Source organism: Shewanella sp. MF05956, from assembly GCF_059758055.1.
Genome location: NZ_JCAYNV010000002.1, coordinates 287,831 through 304,771, shown reverse-complemented (window position 1 = coordinate 304,771; position 16,941 = coordinate 287,831). Strand labels below are relative to the sequence as shown.

Annotated in this window: 15 protein-coding genes; 7 read left to right on the top strand and 8 right to left on the bottom strand. The window is 42.6% G+C overall.

Annotated features, from left to right (window positions below):
• The first annotated feature begins 192 nt into the window (after window positions 1–192).
• Both AC19MX_RS03240 and AC19MX_RS03235 read left to right on the top strand, forming a co-directional pair.
• Entirely contained in the window at window positions 193–624 is a 432-nt protein-coding gene (locus AC19MX_RS03240) for a DUF4279 domain-containing protein (RefSeq protein ID WP_432399107.1), read from the top strand.
• 39 nt (window positions 625–663) lie between these two features.
• Window positions 664–1,281 carry a hypothetical protein gene (locus AC19MX_RS03235; protein ID WP_432399106.1) on the top strand — a complete coding sequence of 206 codons (618 nt, stop codon included), beginning with the start codon at window positions 664–666 and terminating at the stop codon, window positions 1,279–1,281.
• Between the two features lie 733 nt (window positions 1,282–2,014).
• Here the strand turns inward: AC19MX_RS03235 and AC19MX_RS03230 are convergent.
• The 3 genes from AC19MX_RS03230 to bufA2 all read right to left on the bottom strand — a co-directional run bounded on the left by AC19MX_RS03230 (window position 2,015) and on the right by bufA2 (window position 4,345).
• Window positions 2,015–2,824 carry an HvfC/BufC family peptide modification chaperone gene (locus AC19MX_RS03230; protein ID WP_432399105.1) on the bottom strand — a complete coding sequence of 270 codons (810 nt, stop codon included), beginning with the start codon at window positions 2,822–2,824 and terminating at the stop codon, window positions 2,015–2,017.
• Window positions 2,821–3,765 carry an MNIO family bufferin maturase gene (bufB, locus tag AC19MX_RS03225; RefSeq protein WP_432399104.1) on the bottom strand — a complete coding sequence of 315 codons (945 nt, stop codon included), beginning with the start codon at window positions 3,763–3,765 and terminating at the stop codon, window positions 2,821–2,823. Before bufB ends, AC19MX_RS03230 begins: the two co-directional genes overlap by 4 nt.
• Window positions 3,766–3,886: 121 nt before the next feature.
• The gene (bufA2, locus tag AC19MX_RS03220) at window positions 3,887–4,345 is read right to left on the bottom strand and encodes a BufA2 family periplasmic bufferin-type metallophore (RefSeq protein WP_432399103.1); all 459 of its coding nucleotides are present in this window, start codon (window positions 4,343–4,345) and stop codon (window positions 3,887–3,889) included.
• Window positions 4,346–4,722: 377 nt separating this feature from the next.
• Between bufA2 and AC19MX_RS03215 the strand changes: the two genes are divergently transcribed.
• Window positions 4,723–5,106, top strand: coding sequence for an MAPEG family protein (locus AC19MX_RS03215; protein WP_432399102.1), 384 nt, complete (start codon window positions 4,723–4,725; stop codon window positions 5,104–5,106).
• 92 nt (window positions 5,107–5,198) lie between these two features.
• On the opposite strand, the gene AC19MX_RS03210 is transcribed toward AC19MX_RS03215, so the two are convergent.
• Window positions 5,199–5,456, bottom strand: a complete 258-nt coding sequence (locus AC19MX_RS03210; RefSeq protein WP_432399101.1) for a hypothetical protein — start codon at window positions 5,454–5,456, stop codon at window positions 5,199–5,201.
• Window positions 5,457–5,544: 88 nt separating this feature from the next.
• Between AC19MX_RS03210 and AC19MX_RS03205 the strand changes: the two genes are divergently transcribed.
• Window positions 5,545–6,192 (top strand): uracil-DNA glycosylase family protein, encoded by a 648-nt coding sequence (locus tag AC19MX_RS03205; RefSeq protein WP_432399100.1) that lies wholly within the window; start codon window positions 5,545–5,547, stop codon window positions 6,190–6,192.
• Window positions 6,193–6,197: 5 nt separating this feature from the next.
• On the opposite strand, the gene AC19MX_RS03200 is transcribed toward AC19MX_RS03205, so the two are convergent.
• Window positions 6,198–6,701, bottom strand: coding sequence for a YcxB family protein (locus AC19MX_RS03200; protein ID WP_432399099.1), 504 nt, complete (start codon window positions 6,699–6,701; stop codon window positions 6,198–6,200).
• A 100-nt stretch (window positions 6,702–6,801) separates the two neighbouring features.
• Complete coding sequence (gene glnD, locus AC19MX_RS03195) at window positions 6,802–9,444, bottom strand: [protein-PII] uridylyltransferase (protein WP_432399098.1); 2,643 nt, start codon at window positions 9,442–9,444, stop codon at window positions 6,802–6,804.
• Window positions 9,445–9,521: 77 nt separating this feature from the next.
• Between glnD and AC19MX_RS03190 the strand changes: the two genes are divergently transcribed.
• From AC19MX_RS03190 to AC19MX_RS03180, 3 genes are all read left to right on the top strand, one after another.
• The gene (locus AC19MX_RS03190) at window positions 9,522–10,235 is read left to right on the top strand and encodes a 16S rRNA pseudouridine(516) synthase (RefSeq protein ID WP_498296469.1); all 714 of its coding nucleotides are present in this window, start codon (window positions 9,522–9,524) and stop codon (window positions 10,233–10,235) included.
• A gap of 64 nt (window positions 10,236–10,299) precedes the next feature.
• Window positions 10,300–11,256 (top strand): LysR family transcriptional regulator, encoded by a 957-nt coding sequence (locus AC19MX_RS03185; protein WP_432399096.1) that lies wholly within the window; start codon window positions 10,300–10,302, stop codon window positions 11,254–11,256.
• A gap of 335 nt (window positions 11,257–11,591) precedes the next feature.
• The gene (locus AC19MX_RS03180; RefSeq protein ID WP_432399095.1) at window positions 11,592–13,973 is read left to right on the top strand and encodes an OmcA/MtrC family decaheme c-type cytochrome; all 2,382 of its coding nucleotides are present in this window, start codon (window positions 11,592–11,594) and stop codon (window positions 13,971–13,973) included.
• 871 nt (window positions 13,974–14,844) lie between these two features.
• Here AC19MX_RS03180 and AC19MX_RS03175 read toward each other — a convergent pair.
• Window positions 14,845–16,383 carry an MFS transporter gene (locus tag AC19MX_RS03175; protein WP_432399094.1) on the bottom strand — a complete coding sequence of 513 codons (1,539 nt, stop codon included), beginning with the start codon at window positions 16,381–16,383 and terminating at the stop codon, window positions 14,845–14,847.
• Window positions 16,384–16,526: 143 nt separating this feature from the next.
• Window positions 16,527–16,865, bottom strand: a complete 339-nt coding sequence (locus tag AC19MX_RS03170) for a PBPRA1643 family SWIM/SEC-C metal-binding motif protein (RefSeq protein ID WP_432399093.1) — start codon at window positions 16,863–16,865, stop codon at window positions 16,527–16,529.
• Window positions 16,866–16,941: the final 76 nt, after the last annotated feature.

Here is a 16,941-nt window from a genome sequence, read left to right as displayed (position 1 = left end):
AAAGGTATAATTAGAACAGACGATTAGATGAAAGGTTGTACAAAATACCACTACCGTTAAAAAGCAAACTCCTATAGCATAAATCGTACCGATTAATTTGGATGTATCATCGGCCAAGTCCAACAAGCGATTTATGCTTAGCAAATAGAGCAGCGCATAAATACTAAAATTTTATGTTTCTAGGGATAGTCAGTGCCAGATTATAAGTTTAGTGTCTCATTAAAAATTTCACATCCCAAAGTTGATGCCAAAACGATAAGTGACACGTTATCTTTATCACCTACGAACTCACATGACACAGGTGACTTGAGGATAACTAAAAACGGTAGGCTTTTTGGTGGTTCATATGAGGACATGTTCTGGAATTTAGATTTATGTGATGGCAAACGAATAGATGCAGAAGACGTTTTATTCGAAGAGTTCATAGCTCAAAAAAATGCAGAATTAGAAAAGCACAAAGACTTCTTCAATAAATTGCGCTCTACTGGCGGGGTAATTGAATACTTTGTTGGCTGGTTTTGTGTTGACAGCATAAATATGAGCATCTATTTAGAACCACCGTTATTAAAAAACACTGCTGATTTAGGTATCTCCATTGTTTTATGCGCGTACCCTGAATATTAGAAACATAACAGTAAATATGATTAGTGGAGCAACATCATAATGAAAAAATTAATACTTTTTTTATTCTTTTTTCCATTATTTTTAAATGCTACTGAAGCTTATAGTAGCAGCTCTTTTATTGAGCAAATGAAAGGTTTATGCCTAAATTCTGAAGCGACTCACTGCTCTAGTGAATTGTACAATATAGGGCAAGAGAATGAAGGTGCTGTCGTTTACATCAAACAGCCTGAATTCATTTTTGATAAATATTGTGTGGAAATGGAAAATAAACATGAACTATCATCTAGAGTGTACACCTTAAATTCATATATATATGTTGGCAGGTCTATCAATGGAGCTTGTTCAGACTATATTCGTTATACACAAGATCATGATGGGAAGTCTTTGTATATTGATGCTAATGCTTTAGATTTTATTTTTTCGATAAAAGATGTATTTCACAAAAATAAACTCAGGAGTAAATGCCTTAATAAGTCTGATGATTTTTATAAAAATATCGATATTCATGGGGTGAATATATATCCAAGTATTGTCGATGGTAAGCTAAAATATGAAATAAGCATAACTCAAACAGGCGATGATGTTTTGTACTCGATGTACTTTGATTCAACAACTCATGCGGAAGAATGCGAAAGAGAAAGAGGCCGAAAGCCATAACATTCCAAAGTTAATAAATCATCGGACATGGCCAGACAAAGGACAAACTATCGTTAGCTCAGAAAATACTCCTCCCTAATACAACTGTTCTTTTATAGAGCATGAGCAGTAATTTCGTGGGGTTAGAATTTATATGGGCAACGTTATAAAAAATAAATTCTAGCCACTTTTGTCCAAAAAGGAGTTGGTCTTAGCTTTCAAATGCTCAAATTCAACTCTGAACTTGAGGCCGTTGAAGAAAATGACGTGAGCTAGCCATGGCCTTTCACGCACATCCATGTGCTTCAAGGCATTCAGGCATCCTGCCTATCAGAGCGGGCTAGCTTTGGAGGGGAAGGGTCGTTCCTTGGCATCCATGCCACCACGACATTTGTGAATCCATTCACATCAGACTCCCATCTGAAGCGTTAGCATTTTCATTCTTTACCATAAAGAGGTGGCCGAAGAGGGATAAATATGCGGTCAAAAGCTCGATAATTTTCCGTCGCAATTTTTTCGCTGCTGTTTTTTGGTTAAAAAGCGAAAATGTTGCCGGAACGCTGAGGGTTTGCAAAGGGGTACAAGCGCTTTACCCCTTTGCTCTGGTGTGGGCGAAGCGCCACGACGTTAGTGGCCGCAGGCCATAAAGTACATAAGTACAAAGCAAACAAACACCTGGATCCCGGCTCAAAAGCACTGCCGGGACGACGAGAAGGTAGTTATCAAGCTTTGTCCAGACATGAGTTAACGTAAATTAGCTACTTACTACCGCTCGAATTAAGCCGCGTTGAAACCAGGTTTGCATGGTCTGCAATACCATCATTGGGGCTGATTGTTCGTCGTGCCATTCGAGCATTTGTTCGCACTGCTCGGCAAAGTTGTTGCCCTGAATAAAGCCCAGTAATAAGGCATGTTGTGCTGCGGTGAGGGAGGCAAATTCGGTTAAGCGTGTTTGGCCGCGCCATAGTAACCAGGCTCTAGTTGACAGGTAATCAGGTGCGGGTGGCGTGGAATCGGCTTTTAATGCTTGCCAGGCTTCGACGGCATTACTGTTAAAGGTAAATATTTGTACGCTGGGATGAAAGCGCAAACAGCAATTAGGCCACAACTCTGGCGATATAGCCTGCAAATCGCTAAAGCTCGCGCTAGTGCTGTCGGCAGCGTCAAAAGCATTAAGTAAGCGTCGTTCAAATCGAGCTAAATCAGCAATAATAGGATGTTGTTTAAAAAATAAATCTTGCTGTAAAAAATCGGGCAAAGCATCACAAAATTGCCTCAGAGATTGATTGGCCGACGGATGCGCGCGCGTGTAGTCAGCAGCCATCTTATCGAACAGATCATCACCTAAATAGCGGCCTAGTATTTCATGGTCGGTTTCAATGGTTTCTTTTAGTCGAATTCGATATGCATTGGCGTAAATCGCTAAGCGAATATCTGCGCTTATCCCAGCTTGTTGAGATACATTAGCCTGCATAGCGGATTGACATGTACTGTGGTCATTGTTGGTCTCATCTGACAATAAATACGCCATAAACTGCTGTTGTATTTCAGCTAAGCGGCTCATGATGGTACCCGTAATATTTGCTTATTATCTACTTTATGATTACCTGTTGGTGATTGATGACCCAATCGAGACTGACTTAACGTGTGAAATTCTGCTTGGGTACTGTCTGCAAAGGTGAGTTCGGCAATGTGTTTAGCCTGGCGTAATTCATCATAAAGTGCAGGAAATTGCGGAATATTGGCGTCGCGCTCTATCATGGTACTAATGGGGCCAAAGCGCTCAAGTGCTGCCTGATATAGTGTCCAAACAGACGGCGGCACATCGTGGTCGTGGGTGTCGATAACATAATCGCCGTAATCACTGTGGCCAGCTAAATGAAATTGTTGTACTCGGCGAGGATCGATCTTTTTAAGGTAATCCAGCGGATTAAAATGATGATTACGGGCGCTGACATAAATGTTATTAATGTCGAGTAATATCAAGCAATCTGCGGCTTCTGCCACTTGGCTTAAAAAGTCCCATTCGTCCATGGTCGAATCTTGATAAGACAAATAGCTCGACACATTTTCGAGTAATATCCGGCGACCTAACACATCTTGAACTTGACGCACCCGCTCAGCCACATGCTTAATGGTTTCTTCGGTATAGGGCAGAGGTAATAAATCGTGGCTATTAACACCATGAATAGATGTCCAGCAAATATGGTCTGAAATCCATTTTGGTTGAATGTCGTTACTGAGCTTTTTTAAGACTTTAAGGTAATCCATATCTAATGGATCGGTACTGCCAATTGACATCGACACGCCATGCATTACCACGGGATATTGTTCAGCTATCGCATCAAGATAGTAACGCGGTTTACCGCCTGCGACTAGGAAGTTTTCTGACAACACCTCAAACCAATCAACATCAGGTTGGTGTTGTAAAATATGCTCGAAATGATCGGTGCGTAACCCTAAACCAAATCCGAGAAAGTCTTGTTTTATTACTGATTCTGGCATTGAGCGATCTCATCATTATGATTAATAGGTTGATGCCCTAGTTGGAATAGAGGCACTAGGGCCATCAACCTTGAGTTTAACTATTGCGGTAAATTAACTTAAATCAATTTACGTAAATCAACTAGCTTGTTTTACCGCCAATATCTGCACAAGATTTTGCTGTAGTGCTAACAAAACCAGTGCCTTTACAGCTTGCCATACCGCCACAGGCATTATCAGCGCCTTTACAATCATTGTGGCCTTTGCAGACATTTACGCCGTAACAGTGTACTAAATCAGCTTTAGTGACCTTGCCAACCCAATCGTCTTTTTGTGTGCCACCCACATCGGCACACGCTTTAGATGGCATACCCACAAAGCCTGTACCTTTACAGCTTGCTTGACCGCCACAGGCGTTGTCGGCTGTTTTACAATCGTTGTGACCCTTACAGACGTTAACGCCGTAACAATGTACTAGATCTGTTTCACCAGCGGCCATGGGCGCAGTACTGGTTTCTGCCGCCATTGCCTGACCCGATAAACTGGCCATAGCCAATGCGAGTGCTGCACCTGTTAAGCTGGTTTGTGCTTTGGTATTCATATTGTCTTCCTTACAATGTTGATTGTGTGATTACTGCTTATTATTGTTGACTCGTGACAAGTTTGATTTGCTGCAGCTACCACACTTGTTAGGAGTTATCAGTATTGACCGTGCAGGAGGGGAATAACTTTCAAGATAAAGTATAGTTAGACCTATCAATCAGGTTGGTATTTGTGTCTAAATCATATAGTTTAGCTAATGTTAATATTTAACCGTTTGATACAAAACAATTTAAAGATAGGTGTTTTGTTGGTACAAGAATGCGCTGCAATAGCGAAAAATATCACCCAGCATTTGCCTAACGAGTCATCACAGGCCATTGTTTTGATGGTCATCAAGACCTTAATAACTTAAAAAAGAAATAGAGAAGGGATACCATGCATACCATATTGATTTGTTTACTGATTGCCATGTTACTGCCATATGCCGCCAAGGTTCCGTTAGCCATAGCGATGGGTAAGTCTGGCCGTTATGACAATAACCATCCGCGTGCGCAACAAGCACTGCTTACCGGTTTTGGTGCACGTGCTTTAGCTGGGCATCAAAATGCATTTGAGTCGTTAATGGTATTTGGGATTGCAGTGCTGACAGCGTTAATTACTAATAACGTCACTGATGTGGTGGCACTATTAGCCATAGTACACGTTGTTGCTCGCGTGGTTTACCATGCCATGTATTTACTTAATTACGGCACGTTACGATCGTTATCATGGTTTGTGGCCATTGGCGCATCGATAGCCATTTTTTGTCAGGCTTTTTAAAGGCTTTATATGCTGTAATAGCCACAAAAAAACGCCTTAACGGCGTTTTTTATTAATGTGGAAGCTAGTATTTGTTTAATCTAAGCCTAGATTTAATCTAGGCTAGCTATGCGCTCATAACCCATTTCGGTTAACTGGTCGTTGACACAGTCTAAAAGAAAAGACGGGATTTCTGCTTCAGGTAATTGGTCTTCAAGCGCGATTTGTTGGCAAGCTTGCTTGAGCGAGGCAACATCTTTATCAGGTGCTTGTGGTAATGCGCTTGCGCTAAAACTAAGTACAGCGCAACTGGCCAATATTGTCGCAAGGGTAAGGCGGGTCATTGTTTTGCTAGTAATAAGAGATGGCATGGTTGTTCCTTCTGGGAGAACTTTGTTATTTTGACAAATACTACTGCAGCTTAGTTCCTTTGGATAGAGTGTAAAAGGGAATATTTATATGAGCGATTTTGAAGTGCTGCTCAAGCAGGTTAATCAATGTCAGCTTTGTGCGGCATCATTAACACATGGTGTACGCCCTGTGGTGCAAATAGACCCTCAAGCCAAGGTATTGATTATTGGTCAGGCGCCTGGGCGTAAAGTGCATGACACGGGCATTCCTTTTGATGATGCCAGTGGTGACAGATTGCGTGAATGGTTGGGTGTAAGCCGTGAGGTGTTTTACGATGCTAAGCAGGTTGCCATTATGCCAATGGGCTTTTGTTATCCAGGGAGTTATAGCGCAGCGACCGCCAAGAAAGGTCAATCGGGTGATTTACCACCAAGGCCTGAATGCGCCCCTAAGTGGCATGCATTATTATTAGCTCACTTAACTCAAGTCGAATTAATATTATTAGTTGGCCAATATGCTCAACATTATTATTTAAGCCATCAGCGTTTAATCACTAATGAGTTAGCCAATCATCCGCTAATTCGCAAACCCAAAACCCTCACCGAAACAGTAAAACAATGGCGCAGCTTTGGGCCACTTTGCGTCCCTCTGCCGCACCCCAGCCCGCGTAATAATATTTGGCTGAGCCGTAATCCTTGGTTTGAACAGGATGTGCTCAGCCATATTCAGCAACGCGTTAGCGAGGCATTAGCCTAGCTTTTTTACGATTGTTTACTAGTAATAAACTCGATACTTGCAGCATCTAAACAACGTTTAGACAAGTAGGTTGTACTTTTTTGCAGTGCAATTAAAAAGCCCGCATCGGTTTGGCTGATGCGGTAAACTTCAGTCCATAAAATTTGTTGATTTACATGAGTCGATTGACTATGAATACCTTGATCATCAATGACGAGTGTTACTGTGTCACCCGCGGCTTTACTCATCATTTGTCGCCATAACCACCAGGTTTTTTTAAAGCGGATACTTAGCCATTCGACCACGGCTAAACCAATAAAGAAGTACCCTAAATAGTAGGTTTCTTTACTGCTCACCGCTAATTGACTGACGTTATCGAGCAGTAATATGCCTAACCCGATAATCGCAAATATTGCGGTTTTAAGGTATTGCTTGGGTGGTATTTTTGGGTCGACAGACTGGGTAAAGCATTCTTCAAAGTAAGCTTTATCGAGTACATATTCGCTGGTGTACGTAAACGCTGATGACATGATGACCTAAAATCGACAATGAAATTGTTGAGATTATCGCATAGCCATTGATTTGCTCAAAGCAAAGTACAAATCAATGACTATGGCTAATGTGTGTTATTTAGCCGGTGATGGCGTTGACTAACTCAACAGACAGTTGTTGTTGTTCTTCTGCTGTTAATTGCTGGTCTTGCTTATTGGATATTGAGAACACGTTATCTGCCCGTTCACCGACCGTGCTGATCGTGGCCGAGTGGATATTAAGGTCGAGAGTTCTAAAGGCACTGGCGATTTGCTCCATAAATTCGCTAGTGTCTAAGGCCGATACATTGACTAATGTGCGTGTCGATTTACGTGAATACAAAAACTCAATGCTCGGTTGATTGTCGAAACTTTGATGGCGCCTAGACTCACGCTTTTTAGGCAACGTGACATCGTTGTCTAGCACTTGATGTAACTTGTTCATCACTTGCTTACGGCGTTGGACGCTGGTGATCGGTTTCTCATCAAAATCGAGCACTTTAAAGGCTTCAACAACATAACCATCTTTCGTGCGGGCAATTTGCGCTTGTTTGACCGAAATACGCAATGCCGCGAGGGTATTAAATAATTTAACAAACAACCCATGTCTGTCTTTGGTATACACAAATACGTCACTACAACCTTTAACTACAGCGTCATCGAGTAATATTAAGGTGTTGTATTCGCCGTCAGCAACCGGGGTTTGGTTGTGCAGCAATATCGCTTGAGTGTACCTGGCAATATCTTCTGCTTCGGCATTACTAAAAAACGCGATGGGTAAACGTTTCCATAAGGTTTTAATGGCTACGGTTGTGGCTTCGTCTGCATTTAACAGGTTGAGCGCCTCCTGTTTGTGCTCGCGCACCAGAGTACGAATTTGCAATACATTTTCAAAGCCGCCACGTAATGCTTTACGGGTAATAAAGTACAAATCTTTTAATAGCGAGGCTTTCCAATCGTTCCATAAGTCATCGTTAGTCGCTTGAATATCGGCAATGGTGAGACAATATAAGGCATCTAGGCGGGTTAAAGTGCCGACTTTTTTGGCAAAGCTGTTCACCACTTCAGGATCGTAAATGTCCATTCGCTGCGAGGTGATAGACATTAATAAATGGTTTTCTACCAGCCAACTAATCAGTTTTTGTTGCGACACTTTTAAACCATGAAAGATGGCAAACATGTTGGCGTCTACCGCACCAAGTTCGCTGTGGTCGCCGCCGCGGCCTTTGGCTAAATCATGAAACAACGCCCCAAATAGCAAGGTCGATTTGCTAGACATTTTTTGGTAAATATCAGCTGCTAACGCTAAATCTTTGTCGAGCGTTTTAATGTCTTTACCGTAGGCATAAATGTTTTTAAGCACCTTATGGGTGTGTTCATCGACCGTATAAGCATGGAATAAATCAAATTGCATTTGGCCAACGACTTCACGCCATTGCGGTAAGTAAGAGGCCAAAATACCATGCTGATGCATTAATGTAATAGCTAACCCCATGCCCTGAGGGTGGTTAAAAATGGCTTTAAATTGTTCGCGGCAACGCTGAAAGTCTTGTAAGTCGCCCATTAAGCGGCGTCTTACTTGGCGCAGTGAGCGCAACGTTTCGGCGGTAATACCGATAATTTTGTCATGATGAATCGCGATAAACTCAAACAGCGCCATGATTTGAGTGCGGTCGATAAATACCGTTTCATCACGTACATGAATGTATTGGTCGACAATTTCAAAGTTATCGTTAATTGGGATAATGTCGGGATTGAGTTGCGGAATGATTTCCCGCTGGAAATAGGCCATTAAAATTTTGTTTAATTCACCAATGCGTTTCATTGCCCTAAACAGCTGACGCATCATTTTCTCAATGGCAATGTTGCCACTTTCTCCGTTTGGCATCCCATCACCAAAGCCCATTAATTTAGCGACTTCGGCTTGATGTTGCAGTAATAAACGGTTTTCTGAGCGTTGAGCAGCTTGGTGCAGGGCAAAGCGTACCCTAAACAAAAAGTGTTGGCATTCCATTAGCTCTGAGTATTCATCGTTGGTTAAAAAGCCAAAGCGTCGTAATGACTGCATGCTGGCTACGCCAAAATGTTTACGGGCAACCCACGTGAGAGTTTGAATATCGCGAATTCCACCCGGACTGGTTTTTAAGTTGGGTTCAATACTAAATGAGGTGCCTTGAGCTTTGGCATGGCGCTCTTGTTGTTCACTCAGTTTGGCATTGAAAAACGCTTGGCTTTGCCATAAATCCTGGCCGTATAATGCCTCTAAAACGATTTGCTGGTGGTCGGTGTTACCGTATAAATGGCGAATTTCAAGCAAGCTGGTGGCAATGGTGACATCGTCTTTACAGGCTTGAAACGTGTCATCTAGGCTACGAACGGCGTGGCCTAAGTCGAGACCGATATCCCACAATTGGGTTAAAAAACCACTGACTTTAGCGCCGTCGGTTGCCGACAGTTGTCCGTCGTGGATGATGCAGATATCAATGTCTGAAAATGGGTGCAAGGTTTGTCGCCCATAACCGCCTACTGCATTGAGTGAAATATGGTTATTGTCTAGCTCGAGAGCTTGCCAAAGGAGGCATAATAGAGAGTCGAAAAACTGCGATCGCTTATTTAAAGTGTCGTTAATGGCACTTTGAAAAATGTTCTCTTGTAAAAATAGGTCCAGTGACTTGATCGCCTGTTTAAATTCGGCTGTGGTCATGTCTGGGCGCAAATCTGTACTAGCAGGTTGCGAAAGCATGTTACTCCTTATTAATGTAGTCCTGTTACAGAATAAGGTATTCTTAATAAAATTGGTATCACTCTTAATGAGGTTTTATGGCGTCTAAGCGTGGTCGGTTAGATCAGTTTATTGCTCGTGCGTTACAAGTGTCAAAAAAAGCGGTTCGTCAGCTATTGATTGATAACAAAGTCTTTGTTGATGACAAATTGGCTAAATCTCCAGATTTACAGATCGATGAGTTTAGCCATATTGTTTGTAATGATGTGGTGCTGCAGCAATACCAAAAGCAATATTACATGCTTAATAAACCTGACGGTGTAGTCAGTGCCACCGTGGATGATAAGCACCCCACCGCATTGAGTTTACTCGTGGGTATTAATCCAACCATGTTACATATTGCAGGGCGACTGGATTTACATTCAACCGGGTTATTGTTAATCACAAACGATGCAAAGTGGTCTGCTGCGCTGATGGCGCCAGATCATAAAGTCGATAAACATTATCTTGTCACGTTAGCCAACCCAATTGATGAAAGTTACATCGATGCCTTTGCTAATGGGATGTATTTTGAGTTTGAAGACATCACGACCTTGCCTGCACAATTAACGATTTTGTCGACGCACCAAGCAAGGGTGGTACTTCGGGAAGGAAAGTATCATCAAATTAAGCGAATGTTTGGTCGTTTTCGTAATCCCGTGGTTGCTCTACATCGTGAATCCGTGGGGAACATTATGCTCGATAACGCCTTATTACCGGGTGAATATCGTGTATTAACACAAGCTGAAGTAGATTGCATAATTCAGCACTAGATCAACTTTTTATTGTTTGTAATATGCTAATTTATGTTCATCTTTACAGCTCGTTAGGTGACATGTGGACTTACAAGCCCTAAAAAAAGTCAGTGAACTAGATGTGTTTAGTTTAATGGTGTTTAAAATTATTTATGAAACTGGTTTTGCCAATATAGCGGCTAAAGAACTCAGCGTTTCTGCACCTAAAATTAGCCGTTGCTTAACCTCATTGCGGATTATTTTTAATGATGAGCTGTTTTTTCGCCGTCAACAAGGGCTTAAACCTACACCATTAGCTGAGCGTTTGTATCAACCTATTTGCCAATTGTGCGATATGTTGAGTCAAATTGAGAGAGTGGCGGCAGATAAAACCAATCTTCAGAAGCATTCTGTGCTTAATATTGCGGTATCGCCCAGTATTATTACCAGCGTTGCCGTTGCATTGAGCTTGTGCCCGCGTAATACCATTGGCAAGGTTAAGTTACACAGTTGGCAAGCCGATACCGAAGAGCTTATTTATAACGGCGATTTAGATTTTGGTATTGGTTTTGAGACTCAAGATACCCACGGGTTAGAAGCCCACCCGATTGGTAGTGCAACATCGTTATGCGTGGTGGGTCACACTCAACATGCATTTTGGGATGTTGCTGAACCGATAAAACTTGAAGACATTATTCAGTATTCGATTGTGTATTTACGTTGTCGTGGATTTAATAATCGTATTGATCCATTAGAGCTTTATTGCCAAACCGAAGGCTTACTTTTAGAAGATATTGAGTGCGTTAAAAAGCTCGAAGATTGGTATTGGCATTTGCTGACCATGGACAGTTTAGCGTTGACTATTTGTCATGAGGGCTCTTTTGCACAGCAAATTCCTCAATTGCGAGTTGAGCGTTTACCCGACTCAGAGTTTGACCGACTTAACTCAGTGATGCCTATGCCAAATTATTGTTTAATTGAACGTGCAGAGCATTATCGACGCTATTCAGCAGAAGTGAAACAAATGATAATTGATATCACTCGCGCGTTATTGGTTTAATTTTTTTACTCATAATATCAATATATTAGCACTCGCTTATTGTTAGGGAGGCTGTTAGGCTGAAATAGTTTAAGCTTTTTAATCAGTGGTTTATAACCATATTTTGTTCTGCATCACCTTTGCTACTTTTTCATTCATTACAAATACCTCTTTAGGGTTACAAAATATAAAATTGGCTATTTCATATTTTGGGATACTTAAAAGTAAAATCACCAATTCCTGTTAACGAATTTGCAACCAAACATCACAGGTTTGTTACACCGCGCGGGTATTTGTCTCTAATTCCTTATATTTTGTATGTGTAAAACCTACACATTTAAATCGGGGGATTTAAAATGAAAAAATATAATAGAACGTTACTTGCTGCGGCATTCATTGCTGCTTTTGGTTTAGCAGGATGTGGTTCTGACGGCAGTGATGGTGCCGACGGTGCTGCTGGTGCAGATGGTGCTGCTGGTGCTGATGGTTCTAATGGCACTTCTGCAGGATTAACGGTAACTACCGTAAACAATGCATACGATTATAACTTGCAACTTGATCCAGCCGATATTGTTGTGGTTGGTAGCGAACCTTTTAGTATTAAATTTACCGTATCGGGTAAAGGTACGGGTAATGCAGATGTTCCATTCTCTGGTCTTGAGAGAGTCGCTCTATATGTCACCAGTCAGTCTGAGAATACCACAGACACTGGTGCGCCAATGTTATGGACTAACCATACGTTAGCCAATGGCTATGGTAACAGCATGTATTGTAACCTTACCGGTAGTGCTGGTGATAAGGACGCGTGTACATTAACTGAAGATGCCGCAAACCCTGGTACTTACATCGGTACTTGGACACATGAAGGTAATGCACCCGTTGTATTAGCGAGTGGTAATGCTAATGATTTAGTACGTGTCATGATCCGCACCTATGATGTGGTCGACGCTGACGGTACTGGCATCAGCGATAAAATTTTATCGACACCGTTAGATTTTATTCCTGCTACTGGTGAACTTGCGGTATCAGCAAAAGACTCAGTGTCTAATGCGGCATGTATTAAATGTCACAGCCCAATGGAAGGTTTCGCTGATACAGATATGCGTATCGCTAACATTGACGCTCACCATAACTATCAAAAAGTTGAAAACTGTGTGGCTTGTCATAACCCTGCATATGCCGGCGGACAAGATGATCCTGATAAAGGTTATAACGCTAACTTCAATGCCATGATCCACACTATCCACGCAGGTCATCATATTGCTGACTCGCTAACGGGCGAAGCCAAAGAAATGTTTGGTGAAATTGGTTTTCCTACAGAGCTAAATGAATGTACTGCTTGTCATGATAATGGCACTCAGTGGAACGATAACATTTATGCTGAGGCGTGTGTGTCTTGTCACGTTGATGTTGATTTAGCTACCGGTGAAAATCACAGAGGGATTATTCCTTCAAGTGATGCGGTCTGTTCAGGCTGTCATGGTGCAGGAAGTTTAAGCCCAATGGAAGCTCACGGTGTTGATCGTCGAGATGCTTTCGAAACTGGCTTAGTGTTTGAGGTTGTTTCTGCCGATGTTGCTGCAGATGTATTAACGATTGTTTATAACGTTAATCTAAATGGTGCTGTTGCAGCTGATGGTACTGATTTAACTCAGTACTTGAACAAGAAAGCATCCGGTGACGACATGTTAATTGGTACTCTTGATAGTAATGGTGATTATGTTCGTGGTTTGAGTGTTAACACAGTAACTAATCCTGAAATGTTTATCGTTAGTGGTGGCAAAATAACCTTAACGAAAGCACTTTCTGCCAACCAACTTGATGGAAAAACAATTTCAGTATCTTCAGAAATGAACATGTGTGGTAACTCAACGACTGGCAAAGTAGTGATTAATACTATGTTAGCAACAGGTGCAGGCACAGATACTGGTGCTTGTGACGTCGCGGTTCCTGCTAATATCGTCACTAAGTTCTTCAAGTTTGATGCTGTTGCTGCAGCGGGTGTTGAAACCACTGACAACTTACGTTTTGTTAGCCCTGAGCTAACAGCTTATAGCGCACCGACTCAAGCTGGTAATGACCGTACAACGGCTGATGAAGCGAAATGTAATGCATGTCATGACAATTTAGCGCATGTTAAATCACCTAACCATGGTGTGACTAACTTTACACAATGTGCCGATTGTCATAGCAACAATTACCCTGGTTCTTATCATGCAGATGTGTACAAGCAATCTGGTGTGGATGCTAATGGCTCACCAACGTTTGAAGTGGTTGAAGGCCTAGAATATTACAACCGTGACTTAGTCACAGTTGCTCACCGTTTCCACAGCGGTATGTTTGCGGGTAGCACTGGCGCTGGCATTTACTTAGGTACAGATGGTGAAACTTGGGTTAACTATCCAGCTAGTAAAACCAATTGCCAAGCGTGTCATAAAGATGCAAATGCTGCAGGCGATGCTATGCCATTTTTCTCTGGCACTGGTACGTTAACCTCTGGCAGAACTTCAATTGCAATCAGTGGCGGAGAATTTATCTCTCCTGTTGCTGAAGCATGTCGTAGTTGTCATGCGCACTCTGGTGCTGCGGCTCTTGCTCACTTTAAGAGCAATGGTGCTACAGTTGCTGGTGATAGCGTAATGTCTGCTGCAGGTGTACCGATTGAATCTTGTGCAACTTGTCATGCCGAAGGTAAAACTTACGGCCTTGATAAAGTTCACGCGACGACTTCTCACTAGGTAAGTGAATAAAAACAACCATTTCTTAATCATCACTTAAGAAACTAAGCAAGAGGGAGGCAGCAATGCCTCCCTCTTTTTTTGTTTGATTTTCATCCATAAGTGCAGCTAGGGTCGCTTCGCTGCTAGGGCGGACGTTGTCCTGCTAGGGTCGCTTCGCTGCTAGGACGGACGTTGTCCTGCTAGGGTCGCTTCGCTGCTAGGACGGACGTTGTCCTGCTAGGGTCGCTTTGCTGCTAGGACGGACGTTGTCCTGCTAGGGTCGCTTTGCTGCTAGGGTCGCTACGCTGCTAGGGCGGACGTTGTCCTGCTAGGGTCGCTACGCTGCTAGGGCGGACGTTGTCCTGCTAGGGTCGCTTCGCTGCTAGGACAGACTTCGTCCTGCTAGGGTCGCTTTGCTGCTAGGGCGGACGTTGTCCTGCTAGAAAATGAACAAAACGAATGCTGCGATATGGGTAGTGACTGCTTCGCTGTTCAGATTTTATAGATTCTAGCCGCGTAGCGTCCTAGCAGCGAAGCGATCTAGGCTCTTACTATGGGATGACAACGTTATTTTGGCTTGCTAACAATAATGGTTGGACTCACTTCTAAGATTTTATAGATTCTAGCCGCGTAAAGTCCTAGCAGCGAAGCGATCTAGGCTCTTACTATGGGATGACAACGTTATTTTGGCTTGCTAACAATGATGGCTGGACTCGCTGCTAAGATTTTATAGATTCTAGCCGCGTAGCGTCCTAGCAGCGAAGCGCTCTAGATTCGATAAAGCCTGTCATTTTATCGTAGATAGCAAAAGGGAGGCATTGCTGCCTCCCTTATTGGTATTGATATTGTGGCTTAATGAATCTGTACACTCATCGAGTGCTACTGGCTATTACGCCGCGGCTTGTTGGCGCTGCATGGTCAATAACCATTTTCCGTAGATAAAGATACCCACAGCTGAAATAATCCCGATAGCAGCGATGATGTACCATGCCATACCAATGTTATTGGCTTCATACAGCATATGCGTTAATGGCTGAGCTTCCATACCAGTAAAATCTACTAAGCGCATAAAGGCTTCACCTTGTGGAATCGCATCAACGTCGCTTTGGCTCATGCCACGGCTGACTAACTCATTACGCGAGATAATCTCTTTTGAAGCATAGATTTGGTATAGCTTAGGGGCGAAGTAGCCTTCTAATGTCCAACCGATCCCTTGCGGTAACATGACAAAGCCTAAATACATGGCTTTTTTACCTTCAGGAGCAATATTACCCATAAATTCGTTTTTCTTCGGGCTAATCATCATTTCGCCGAAAGAGAACATCACAATGGCTAATACAATCATCCACGCGGCATTAAATGCACCGACCAACATAATCGCGGCAATACTTAAAATACATCCTACTAACATCGCGGTGGTGATGCGGTATTTGGCGGTAAAGGCAGCGACTAAAAAGCAGGTGGTCATGATCATGCCTGCGTTAAGATTTAGCATGCCCTCAGGCATCACCTTGGTACCGTCGTTATTCAGACCAAGCCAGAATTGTAAAATGCCGTTGCTGGTGCCTTCAGGGCCAAATAATGAGGTGACAATAATGCTAGTATCAACCCACTCGGCAATATGAATAGGCAGTACGTCAAATAGCGAGTTATATAAAAACCAAAAGCCAGCAAACACTAACATGTAGTAAAGCACGATCGGCTTTTTCAGCTCATGCAGTGCATCTTTCCATAACGCTTCTTGCTGGATTTCACCTGATTTTACTTTAGCCGCTCTGGCTAAACGCTCATCTTTACCTGGTTCTTTATAGGCCAATAAAAATAAGAAGTTAAATGAGATAATCGCCGCACAAGCATAAAACACATTGTCCCACGATAACTGGCGCATGTGCACGGCCACTAGCGGACCTAGGAAACCACCGATATTCACGACTTGATAAAATATACCCCAAGCCATAGAGGTGTTTTCGCGCTTTGTTGACAGCACGAGCGTACCTTGAATACCGGGTTTAAATACCCCTGTACCTGCGGCAAGCAACATGGCTCCGGCTAAAAACCCCCAAAAGTCTGGGAATATGGCCATGGTGAGGTAACCGAAAATTTTGATAATGGTCGAAACAAAAATGGTTTCTTTGTAACCGACACGATCTGAGATACCGCCGGTAAATACAGGAATAAAGGTTTGTAGCATGGCCCATACAGCAATGATGATGCCGTAATCGTGTAAGTCGATACCTAAGCCACCTTCCGACACGGGGGATTTTGCATATAAACCCGCGGAGGCTTTTACGCCGTAATAAGCTATTCGCTCAACCAGCTCCATGCCGCCAACAAGCCAAAATATATACCCTAGACTGGTGATTGATGCCCACATCCCCAGTTGTTTTACTTCACGCAGGTCGTTGCCTGAATGCGAGTTAGTGCTCATAAGTCACCCTTATTATTGTGTATGTAGTTAACGCCAGACACTCTACCTAAGTTCTGATAAAATATCCAAAAAACAAAAAGCGGATCGTGAGATCCGCTTTGTTTTGAAGTGTTGCTATGTGTTTAGCATGTAAAGCTGGCGCTTTAGGCTCCACAACACTTTTTGTATTTTTTGCCACTGCCGCAAGTGCATACATCATTACGGTTAGGTTTAGCTTCAAAGCTGACTGCTTTCGGCTTGTTCAGTAATCCCGTTAACTCAATGATGTTTTCAGCTTTATCTGCATCAACGGTAATGTTGGCAATCAGCTTTTGTTCGGCAACCAAAGCTGCAACTTCAACTTTACGCGCTTCAGTTTGCACCGATAAGATTAACGGTGAAATCTCTGTACCCGGTTTACTGGCACGTTTGGTGTTATAACCACTTTCGCCATACGCTGGCTTTGGGGTTCTACGCCCTTTGAAAAAGTACTTATCAGACATGGTTTTGACCCATTAAATAGAATGATGATATTGGCGCAAGCTTATACAGCAAAAACGCAAAATGAGATATTAAAGT

Coding starts and splice junctions, on each gene's coding strand:
- AC19MX_RS03235 (WP_432399106.1), top strand. CDS start 664: ATGAAAAAATTAATACTTTTTTTATTCTTTTTTCCATTATTTTTAAAT.
- AC19MX_RS03230 (WP_432399105.1), bottom strand. CDS start 2,824: ATGAGCCGCTTAGCTGAAATACAACAGCAGTTTATGGCGTATTTATTG.
- bufB (WP_432399104.1), bottom strand. CDS start 3,765: ATGCCAGAATCAGTAATAAAACAAGACTTTCTCGGATTTGGTTTAGGG.
- bufA2 (WP_432399103.1), bottom strand. CDS start 4,345: ATGAATACCAAAGCACAAACCAGCTTAACAGGTGCAGCACTCGCATTG.
- AC19MX_RS03215 (WP_432399102.1), top strand. CDS start 4,723: ATGCATACCATATTGATTTGTTTACTGATTGCCATGTTACTGCCATAT.
- AC19MX_RS03210 (WP_432399101.1), bottom strand. CDS start 5,456: ATGCCATCTCTTATTACTAGCAAAACAATGACCCGCCTTACCCTTGCG.
- AC19MX_RS03205 (WP_432399100.1), top strand. CDS start 5,545: ATGAGCGATTTTGAAGTGCTGCTCAAGCAGGTTAATCAATGTCAGCTT.
- AC19MX_RS03200 (WP_432399099.1), bottom strand. CDS start 6,701: ATGTCATCAGCGTTTACGTACACCAGCGAATATGTACTCGATAAAGCT.
- glnD (WP_432399098.1), bottom strand. CDS start 9,444: ATGCTTTCGCAACCTGCTAGTACAGATTTGCGCCCAGACATGACCACA.
- AC19MX_RS03190 (WP_498296469.1), top strand. CDS start 9,522: ATGGCGTCTAAGCGTGGTCGGTTAGATCAGTTTATTGCTCGTGCGTTA.
- AC19MX_RS03180 (WP_432399095.1), top strand. CDS start 11,592: ATGAAAAAATATAATAGAACGTTACTTGCTGCGGCATTCATTGCTGCT.
- AC19MX_RS03175 (WP_432399094.1), bottom strand. CDS start 16,383: ATGAGCACTAACTCGCATTCAGGCAACGACCTGCGTGAAGTAAAACAA.
- AC19MX_RS03170 (WP_432399093.1), bottom strand. CDS start 16,865: ATGTCTGATAAGTACTTTTTCAAAGGGCGTAGAACCCCAAAGCCAGCG.